This is a genomic window from Specibacter sp. AOP5-B1-6 (assembly GCF_052376555.1).
GTDB lineage: Bacteria > Actinomycetota > Actinomycetes > Actinomycetales > Micrococcaceae > Specibacter.
Genome location: NZ_JBQSVT010000025.1, coordinates 56,826 through 65,743 on the forward strand (window position 1 = coordinate 56,826; position 8,918 = coordinate 65,743).

General features: G+C 63.3%; 5 protein-coding genes and 1 tRNA gene. 2 read left to right on the forward strand and 4 right to left on the reverse strand.

Annotated features, from left to right (window positions below; all coding sequences use genetic code 11):
- Nucleotide 1: 1 nt before the first annotated feature.
- The 3 genes from ACT3TS_RS13280 to ACT3TS_RS13290 form a co-directional block, all read right to left on the reverse strand.
- The gene (locus tag ACT3TS_RS13280) at nt 2-727 is read right to left on the reverse strand and encodes an ABC transporter ATP-binding protein (protein ID WP_444531991.1); all 726 of its coding nucleotides are present in this window, start codon (nt 725-727) and stop codon (nt 2-4) included.
- Nucleotides 724-1,371 carry a PadR family transcriptional regulator gene (locus tag ACT3TS_RS13285; protein ID WP_444531992.1) on the reverse strand — a complete coding sequence of 216 codons (648 nt, stop codon included), beginning with the start codon at nt 1,369-1,371 and terminating at the stop codon, nt 724-726. Before ACT3TS_RS13285 ends, ACT3TS_RS13280 begins: the two co-directional genes overlap by 4 nt.
- Nucleotides 1,372-1,815: 444 nt before the next feature.
- Nucleotides 1,816-2,799: an NAD(P)H-quinone oxidoreductase gene (locus ACT3TS_RS13290; RefSeq protein ID WP_444531993.1), complete on the reverse strand. Its 984-nt coding sequence runs from the start codon at nt 2,797-2,799 to the stop codon at nt 1,816-1,818.
- 95 nt (nt 2,800-2,894) lie between these two features.
- On the opposite strand from ACT3TS_RS13290, the gene ACT3TS_RS13295 reads away from it, so the two are divergent.
- Both ACT3TS_RS13295 and ACT3TS_RS13300 read left to right on the forward strand, forming a co-directional pair.
- Nucleotides 2,895-2,982, forward strand: a tRNA-Ser gene (locus ACT3TS_RS13295).
- A 514-nt stretch (nt 2,983-3,496) separates the two neighbouring features.
- Complete coding sequence (locus tag ACT3TS_RS13300; RefSeq protein WP_444531994.1) at nt 3,497-8,353, forward strand: ExeM/NucH family extracellular endonuclease; 4,857 nt, start codon at nt 3,497-3,499, stop codon at nt 8,351-8,353.
- A 220-nt stretch (nt 8,354-8,573) separates the two neighbouring features.
- On the opposite strand, the gene ACT3TS_RS13305 is transcribed toward ACT3TS_RS13300, so the two are convergent.
- A complete protein-coding gene (locus ACT3TS_RS13305; protein WP_444531995.1) occupies nt 8,574-8,759 on the reverse strand; it encodes a hypothetical protein in 186 nt (61 codons plus the stop codon).
- Nucleotides 8,760-8,918 lie beyond the last annotated feature (159 nt).

Consider the following 8,918-nt stretch of genomic DNA (forward strand, 5'->3'; position numbering starts at 1 on the left):
CTCAGCGGGCCATGCCGGAGAGCAGCACGGAGGGATCGTTCTGCGAGGCCGCTTCATCAACAATGCGGCCATCCTTCAGGAACACCACACGGTCGGCCCAGCCTGCATGCCTGGCCTCGTGCGTGACCATGACGACGGCGGCCCCGGCCTCTGCGCGGTTGCGCAGCACCTCAAGAATGCCGTCACCCGTTGCTGAATCCAGCGCACCCGTCGGTTCATCGGCCAGAATCAGCCGGCGCTGGCCCACAATGGCCCGGGCAATCGCCACCCGCTGCTGCTGCCCGCCGGACATTTGGTCCATGAACCTGTCGGCCAATTCCTCAATGCCGACAAGACGCAGTGCGTCCTTGGCCTGGCGGCGTGCCTTTCTGGCCGGGATGCCGTCCAGTTCCCTCGGCAGGGCCACGTTTTCTGCGGCGGTCAGGGTGGGCACCAGATTGAAGTCTTGGAAGACGTAGCCCACCGCACGACGGCGCAACCTCGCCAGTTCGTTGATGCTGAGGCCGCCCAACGGCGTGCCCTCAACAAAAACCTCTCCCCTGGTGGCTTTGTCGAGACCCCCGGCGAGTGTCAGCAGTGACGACTTGCCCGAGCCTGAGGGCCCCATGACGGCCACAAATTCTCCCGCATGGATGGTTAGGTTGACGCTTCGCAGCGCCGCCACCGACGTGGCGCCTTCACCGTAAGTCCGGCTGACGCTTTCAAGCTGCAGGATTTCGTTGCTCACGGGAAGACCACCTTGTCTGCCGGCGCGGAGGCTTCTTTGACTGCGGCCGTCTTGTCGGCAGCAATTGTCTTCGCCCTGCGTGCTGAGGCGGCGCGCTTCGCCATCCAGCCTTCGCAGTGGTCCAGCCACCGCACCTCAGCCTCAGTGGTGAAGATCAACGAATCCAGCACCAGCAGCCAGGCCGCATCGTTGGGATCGCCGGAGCCGGGGGCACCGGAGAGCTGCGTACCAGCATTGGTGGCGGCTGCCCGGCGTTGGCGTGTGTAGTCCTGCAGCAGTCTCATGGAAGCAGAGCGCTGGGCTTGAACGACGGCGGACACGTCCACCTCATCGATGGTCAGCGCGAGCGCAAGCTTGATGGCGAGCTCATTGCGCGGCGGGTTGGTTGCGGCGACGGGAGCGGCGAACCAGCCCAGCACTTCGGCGCGGCCTGCGTCCGTGATGCTGTAAATGACGTGGCCTTCACCGTCGTCCCCGTTCTTTTCCACCAGCTCGTCACGCTCCAGCCGGTCAAGAGTGGTGTAGACCTGCCCGATGTTCAATGGCCAGGTGGAGCCGGTACGCTCCTCGAACTCGCCGCGCAGCTGATAGCCATAGCGCGGGCTTTCGTGCAGCAACGCCAGCAAGGAATGTTTGATGGACATGGGAATGCCTTTCGGATCGGCGCGAAAGCCCCCAACGAACCATCGCGACAACGGCATACATACCGCGTATGGTTAATGTAGCTACTGAGTATGGTCGGCGCAAGTCTTCGGCGCCATTCCGCCAAGATTTCCGTGCTCCGGGTGTTTGTTAGCGTTGAGGACCCGGAAAGGATCCATCACCCTGCGCTCCCCGATTTCTCCGACATGGCCGACGGCCACCTGCTTCTGGCGGTGATTTTCGCACTGCTCGCCGGGCACAGGGGACGCACGGTGCCGTACACCAAGCGAGAGCTTGACGCCGGTCAGGCGCTCATCGAGGGCGCGAAAACGAAACGGCTGCTGCAGGACGTCCGGAACTGCAAAAGTTTGCTTGCATCCCTGCGGGCGGCCGACCAGGGCTACAAAAGAAAAGCATGGGCACTGCCCCCGCTAAACGCTGCGCCGTTAGAGCGTCAACAGCACCTTGCCCACGTGCTCGCCCGAATCAAAGTATTCGTGCGCCGCGGCAACCTGGGTCAGCGGGAAAGTTTTGTCCACCATGGGCTTGACGGCCCCGTTGGAAACCAACGGCCAGACATGCTCGCGCACACCGTCCATGATGGTCGACTTTTCCTCAACGGAACGGGCCCGCAGCGTCGTGCCAATGATGGCCGCACGCTTGGTGAGCAGGGCACCCAGGTTGAGTTCCGCCGTCGCACCTCCCTGCAGGCCGATGACAACCATCCGGCCGTAGGTGGCAAGCGTCTCCACGTTCCGGGCCAGGTACTTGGCACCGACGACGTCGAGGATCACGTTGGCACCGAGCCCGCCGGTGAAGTCCTTGGTGAGCTCCACGAAATCCTCGGTGCGGTAGTTGATGGCCAGGTCGGCACCGAGGTATCCGGTGAGCATGGCGACCTTTTCGTCGCTGCCGGCCGTGGCGACGACGCGGGCTCCTGCGGCCTTGGCAAGCTGGATGGCCATGGCTCCAATGCCGCCGGCACCGCCGTGAATGAGCACAGTTTCACCCGGCTGCAGCTGAGCCGTCATGAACAAGTTTGAGTGCACGGTGGCGGCAACCTCGGGCAGCGCAGCGGCTGAAATTACGTCAATGCCCTCCGGCAACTGCAGCACCTGGCCCGCCGGAACAGCGACCTGGGACGCGTAGCCGCCGCCTGTGAGCAAAGCCACCACCTTGTCGCCGACGCTGAAGGGCCGGGTCACATTGGGGCCGAAGCCGGCGATCCGGCCGGACACCTCCAGGCCCAAAATCTGTGATGCGCCCGGCGGTGGCGGGTAAAAGCCGCGCCGCTGTTGCACGTCTGCACGGTTGATTCCCGCGGCAACCACGTCTATCAGCACCTCGCCCGGGCCCGGAACAGGCGCTGGCACCTCGGTCAGGGACAAAACCTCTGGGCCGCCTGCGCCCGTTGCAACTATTGCCTTCATGACCTTCTCCATCACCCTTAAGTACCCGTGAATCTTAGCCCCACCGGCGCTCATTTTGGTAGCTCGGCCCTGCCTATGAAACACTACTAGGGTAAGGAAGGTTGTCCGAGCGGCCGATGGAGCTGGTCTTGAAAACCAGTGTGCGGTAACCCCGTACCAAGAGTTCGAATCTCTTACCTTCCGCACGGAAAAGGGAAGCAGTCTCGTCATGAGGTTGCTTCCCTTGTGTTTAACCGTGCGCGGCTGTGCCGGACGGGGGTTAGCGGCCAAAATGCGTGTATGGCCCGGGCGTGTCTGCCACCGTTCCAGGGAGTTCGCAGCGCCCGATCCGGGCGTTCCGGCACGTATTTGATGTCTGCCTCAGCAGTCCGAAACATGGATCAGGCCATGACTGCCGGAACGGACCATGCCTGTACCTCAAGCTCCTAGCCAAAAGGACGGCCGTTCAAACAAAGGCACGTTCCACGCCCCCCTGAAGCTGACTTTTAGCTACATTCCCAACCATTTCCAAACGAACACCTGCTGTTTCCTTGACCGCAAGGTTGCGTTCATGAGTGACTCACATCTATGTGTTTGGCTCAAACACGTTCCTGCAGGGCGGGTCGGGGGGTCGGCTTTTGTTGTTTCCCCAATCGAAAACTGTGGTTCATCATCACTCATGGCACAAGGACGTGCCTCACTTTCGAGAGTTGGAGACATGACGAGCAACAACTTCATCAAGGCGGGACTGGGTGCCGTACTGGCGTTTGGTCTCGCCGTGGCCCCGTTGGCGATTTCGCCCGCCATGGCCACCGACGAGCCGGCAACCGCGGATCCAACCGCTGCTGCCGCAACCACCACCGAATCGCCCACTGCTGCCGCTGAAAGCACGACGGCGGAGCTTGCGCCAAGCGGGGCACTCCCCAAAGCTGTCACCCAAGCAGGCACCCTCGCGTCACCGAATGTGATCATCAATGAGGCCTACCTCAACGGCGGCAGCGCCAACGCCTCCTACAAGAACAAGTTCGTGGAGCTGTACAACCCCACTGATGCTGACATCAGCCTCGAGGGCTGGTCGGTGCAGTACCGCTCCGCTGGTGGGCAGGTGGTCCCAACAGGACTGGCTGCCCTGTCCGGCACCATCAAAGCCAACGACTACTACCTGGTCAAGGGCAGCTCCAACGCAGACAATGGCCGTGAATTGCCCGCCACCGATGCGGACGCCAGCAGCTTCAGCTTCTCAGGTTCAGCAGGAACGATTATCCTGTCGGACCAGGCTGCCAAGTTGCCCGCAGACCTGGGCATCGGTTCCTTGATCGGCACTCCGGGCGTTGTTGACCTGCTCGGCTACGGCGAGTCCAACACCTTTGAAACAGCGGCATCCTCGGCAGCCTCCGTCACCACGTCGCTGAACCGCACCGATTTCGTCGACACGGACAACAACACAGCCGACTTCACGAAGGCTGCGCCCACGCCCACCGGCATCAACGGCACCGACGAACCTCTTCCCCCACCGGAAGAATCTGGCGCCAAGACCATCGCCGAGATCCAGGGCGAAGGAGCCAAGAGCCCGCTCGAAGGCACCACGGTCACCACCAAGGGCAAGGTCACTGCGGCTTATCCCACTGGCGGCTTCAACGGCTACTTCATCCAGACCCCCGACACCGGCGGCGACATTGACCTCGCCACCCACAAGGCCTCCGACGGCGTGTTCGTCTACTCACCGGGCACGGTCGCCAGCGTCAAGATCGGCGACTACGTTGAAGTCACCGGCCTGGTCAAGGAATTTGGCGGGCCCGAAACTACCACCACCGAGATTGACGTCCCGGCCGGTGGCATGACGCAACTGGACGAGGCAGCGGCAGAGGTCAAGGCCGCCGTCGTCAGTGTCCCGGAAACCACGGAACTGCGCGAGACCCTTGAGGGCATGCTCGTGGCACCCGACGGCCAGTTCACCATCACCGACAACTATTCGCTGAACCAGTACGGCGAAATTGGACTTGCGGTTGGTGAGGACGTGCTGTTGCAGCCCACCTCCGTCGGGGCCGTCGGTTCCGCCGCGCACGCGGCCCAGGTCGCCGAGAACGCTGCCAAGGGCATCAAGCTCGACGACGGCTCAAGCACCAACTTCTTCAACGTCCAGGACTCACCGCTCCCCTGGCTGAGCGCTGAAACACCCATGCGACTTGGCTCGACGTCCGACTTTATGGCCCCTGTCATCTTCGACAACCGCAACAACTCCTACAAGTTCCAGCCGCTGGAGGCGCTGACGCCCACCAACGCGGGAACCGTGCAGCCCATCGCGTTTGGCAGCAACCGGGAAGCCGCACCACAAGAAGTGGGCGGAGACCTCAAGGTTGCCTCCTTCAACGTGCAGAACTACTTCATCGAAACCGGCGACAAGAACGCCAAGTGCCAGTTCTACAACGACCGGGAGGGCAACCCCATCGCCGTCCGCACCGGCTGCCTGCAGCGCGGTGCCGCCAACGCCGAAAACCTGAAGCGCCAGCAGGACAAGATTGTCGCCGGCATCAATGACTCGGGCGCCGAGGTCCTCTCCCTGGAAGAAATTGAAAACTCGATCAAGTTCGGCACCGACCGCGACGCGGCCCTGTCTACCTTGGTCGATGCGCTCAACGTTGCCGCACCAGGAGTCTGGGATTATGTCCGCTCACCGGAACTGCGTCCGGCTGCAGACGTGGAAGATGTCATCCGCACGGCCTTCATCTACAAGAAGGCGGTGGCCGTGCCTGTTGGCGATTCCGTCATCCTCGACGATCCGGCCTACACAGGGATTGCCCGCCAGCCGCTCGCCCAGGCCTTCCAGCTTGCCGGCAATGCAGACTCCGCCAAGGTGATCTTGATTGCCAACCACTTCAAGTCCAAGGGGTCGGCCGCCACACCGGATGACACCGACGAGGGCCAGGGCAACTCCAACCTGGCACGCACCGCACAGGCCAAGGCACTGGTGAAGTTCTCCACCGAACTTCAGACCGCACAGGGCACCGACAAGGTGCTGCTCATGGGTGACTTCAACGCCTACAGCTTCGAAGATCCCATGACGGTCATGGCCGACGCCGGCTACGTTGACCAGGGCGCGAAGACCGGCAAGCACTCCTACGCCTACGGCGGTTTGGTTGGCTCGCTGGACCACATCGTTGCCACTCCGGCCCTCGATGCGCTGGTCACCGGCGTCGACATCTGGAACATCAACTCCACCGAGTCCATTGCCATGGGCTACAGCCGCTACAACTACAACGTCACCAACTTCTATGACAGTTCGGCATTTGCCGCCTCCGACCACGACCCCGTCGTCGTCGGCCTGAACCTTGGTGACGCTCCGGCGGCCACCAAGGAAATCAACCTCCTGAACATCAACGACTTCCACGGCCGCATCGACGCCAACACGGTCAAGTTTGCCGGCACGGTGGAGCAGCTGCGCGCCGCATCAGGCGACGCCAACACCGCTTTCCTGTCCGCCGGTGACAACATCGGTGCGAGCTTGTTTGCCTCCGCCTCGCAGGAGGACAAGCCCACCATCGACGTGCTGAACGCGCTGGAACTGCAGGCGTCCGCCGTCGGAAATCATGAGTTCGACAAGGGTTACGCGGACCTTGACGGGCGCGTCACCGACGCCGCCAACTGGGACTACCTCGGTGCCAACGTGTATGCGAAGGGCACTGCCAACCCGGTGCTTGACGAGTACAAGGTCATCGAGGTCGACGGCGTGAAGGTTGCCGTCATCGGTGCCATCACGCAGGAGACCCCCACACTGGTGACCCCGTCCGGCATCGACATGCTGGAATTCGGCGATCCTGTTGAGGCTGTCAACCGCGTGGCCAAGAAGATCACCGACGAAGGCCTGGCCGACGTCATCGTGGCTGAATACCACGAGGGCGCAGGCGCGGGAACCCCCGAAAAGGCAACCCTGGAGCAGGAAGTTGCCGCCGGCGGCGCGTTCGCAGAGATCGTGAACGGGACCAGCGCCGACGTGGACGCCATCTTCACCGGCCACACGCACAAGCAGTACGCATGGGACGCACCCATCCCGGGCGTTTCCGCGGACGCGGCCCTGAAGACCCGCCCCGTGCTCCAGACCGGAAGCTACGGCGAGTTCATCGGCCAGATCCAGCTGCAGGTTGACCCCACCAGCAACGCAGTTGTCTCCTACACGCAGGGCAATGTGCCCCGCACCGAGGCCGACGACGCCGAGCTGGCCAACGAGTTCCCCCGCGTTGCAGAGGTAAAGACCATCACGGATGCGGCTTTGGCCGACGCCGAGGTTGCAGGAAGCGTGCCCGTCGGCAAGATCGCTGCCGACATCACCACGGCGCAGACCTACGATGCAGCCACGGACACGTACACCCGCGATGACCGCGGCAGTGAATCCTCGCTGGGCAACTTGGTGGGCAACGCCCTCCTGGACGCCCTCAAGGAGGAGCAGACAGGCGGAGCCGAGATCGGCGTCGTCAATCCTGGCGGACTCCGTGCGGATCTGCTCTACAAGAACGAAGGCTTCGAGGACGGCGTGGTCACCTACGCCAACGCCAACGCGGTGCTGCCGTTCGTGAACAACCTGTGGACCACCTCGCTCACGGGCGCCCAAGTGAAGACCATGCTGGAGCAGCAGTGGCAGACCAACGCGGACGGCACCGTACCCAGCCGCCCGTTCCTGAACCTGGGACTGTCCTCCAACGTCGACTACACCTACGATTCCAGCCGCGAGTTGGGCGACCACATCACCTCCGTGGTCATCAACGGCGCACCGCTGGATGAGACCCGTTCCTACCGCGTGGGCACGTTCAGCTTCCTGGCAACGGGCGGCGACAACTTCCGCATCTTCACCGAGGGCACCAACACCAAGGATTCCGGCCTCATTGACCGGGACGCCTGGATCAAGTACATCGGCGAGAAGTCGGAAACCGCACCGATCGCACCTGACTTCTCCCGCCGCGGCGTGGACGTGGTCGACGCACCGGCGGCTGTCACCGAGGGCCAGGAGGTCACGCTTGGCCTGAACAAGCTCGACCTCACCTCACTCGGAGTCACCAACTCCACCGAGGTCACTGTCCGGTACGAGCCCTCGGGCAGCGGCGGCGGCACCGGCTTCGCCGTCATGACAGCCGCAGTTCTGCCTTCGGAGCTGGGCACCTCACCGGTCGCCGACGGCGCAGCGACACTGAACTTCACGGTTCCGGAGCAGCTCAACGCCGGCCGCTTCACCATCACCACCGACGGCGGCACCTACGCCCGCCTGCCGATCACCATCCCGGTGTCGGCCGACGTGGTCACCCCGGAGCCGACAACGCCTGCTCCGACCACACCCGGTGAAACACCTCCTGCAACCAGCCCTGCAGGCACGACGCCGGCCACCACCGACCCGGGCACCTCGCCCTCCGCGGTGCCCACCTCGGGCGCCACGGCTGGTCCTGGTGCTGGTGCCGGCGGCAATGGTTCGGGTAACCTCGCCACCACGGGAGCCGCCGTGCTTCCGCTGGGTCTGGGTGCACTCGTCCTGCTCGGCGCCGGTGGTGCGGTAGCCATGGCAGCACGTCGCAAGGAGGCCCGCCACTAATCCCCACGCCCTCCCTAAGGTTGGCTCGCAAGCGAGCCAACCTTAGGGCCCTCGGGCGCGTGGGCCCATCCAGGCTGACCCGCAGCAACCGGCGGCAATTCATGAATTTGGATTGCCACACCCGATTGCTGCGGGCCAGCCTTCGTTTTTTCCCACGTCCGGGCAAGAATCCTCCAGTCATCCCGCAGCCCTCAGCTCGAACCCACAAACTTGCTCGGCGTCAGCGGGCCAGAATGTAAGCCGCGATCGCGTCGGCGTCACGAACCGTGCGGTAGCCGCTGCGGTACTTGGCGGAAGCTTCGGAAGCGATGGCGGTGCCCCACTGCACCGAGGAAAGCTGCAGGCCCAAAACATACAAGCCCGCAACGGGGACGCCCGTGCCATCCAGTGGCAGGAAACCAGCCACCCACACCTCATTTCTCCTATTGACACCCGTAATCTCGAAACGGGGCCGCCGAGCAGCAAGACCCCCAACAAATAGTGGAAGCCCTCAGGCTTTCACTGTCACTTGGACGACTTCGACGCCGGCATCGCGTATTCGTTGTAATTCATCGGGATCGGCAGT